Origin of the sequence: Streptomyces sp. NPDC086519 (assembly GCF_040686075.1) — a bacterium.
Lineage (GTDB): Bacteria > Actinomycetota > Actinomycetes > Streptomycetales > Streptomycetaceae > Streptomyces > Streptomyces shenzhenensis.
Window position 1 is genome coordinate 1 of the sequence record NZ_JBFBJL010000177.1, and the last position, 1,075, is coordinate 1,075.

Sequence of the window (1,075 nt, forward strand, 5' to 3'; positions counted from 1 at the left end):
TGTTCTGTCCTGGGAGGTTGTGGACGGTGACAGGGCTCACGGCTGATCGATCTTGAAATGGGTGAGGGCCTTCTGGCCTGGTGTGGATTGCGACATCTGCACCAGCGACAGAAAGGCCCTCGTGCCCCACCGTAATGCACCCCTGTCCGAGACCGGCCGTCTGCGCCTGGCCCGCTGCGTGGTCGAGGAAGGCTGGCCGCTGCGCCGGGCCGCCGAACGCTTCCAGGTCTCGCCCACCACGGCTCAACGGTGGGCCGACCGCTACCGGCAGTTCGGCGAGGCGGGTATGCGCGACCGTTCCTCCCGACCGCGCACAAGCCCGCGCCGTACCCCGACCCGAACCGAACGCCGGATCATCAAGATCCGCGTCCTGCGCCGGTGGGGACCGGCCCGCATCGCACACCTGCTCCGTCTCGTGCCCTCGACCGTGCACCGCGTGCTGACCCGCTACGGCCTGGCCCGCCTGACACACCTGGACCGGGCAACGGGCCGTGCCGTACGCCGTTACGAACGCGACCGCCCCGGCGAACTGGTCCACGTCGACATCAAGAAGCTCGGCAACATCCCCGACGGCGGCGGCCACAAGGTCCTCGGCCGTCAGGCCGGCCGAAAGACCCGCGCAGGCGCCGGCTACAGCTACCTGCACACCGCCCTCGACGACCACTCCCGCCTGGCCTACAGCGAGATCCACACAGACGAGAAGAAAGAGACCGCCACCGGCTTCTGGACTCGGGCCCAGGCGTTCTTCACCGGCTGCGGCATCACCGTCGAACGGGTCCTGACCGACAACGGCGCCTGCTACCGCTCACGCGACTGGCGAGACCTGCTGACGGCGGCCGGGATCACCCACAAACGAACCCGGCCCTACCGGCCCCAGACCAACGGCAAGGTCGAACGCTTCAACCGCACCCTGTTGGACGAGTGGGCCTACGCCCGCCCCTACCGCTCAGAACAGGAACGACGCGACACCTTCCCCGAATGGCTGCACACCTACAACCACCACCGCGGACACACCGCGCTGAAAGGCCAACCACCCGCCAGCCGCGTCCCCAACCTCACGGGTCAGTACACCTAG

1 protein-coding gene is annotated in these 1,075 nt (G+C 68.4%); it reads left to right on the forward strand.

All coding sequences use genetic code 11. The features are described 5' to 3' along the window. Window positions 1-121 precede the first annotated feature (121 nt). A complete protein-coding gene (locus tag AB0P24_RS47925) occupies window positions 122-1,075 on the forward strand; it encodes an IS481 family transposase (protein ID WP_365805802.1) in 954 nt (317 codons plus the stop codon).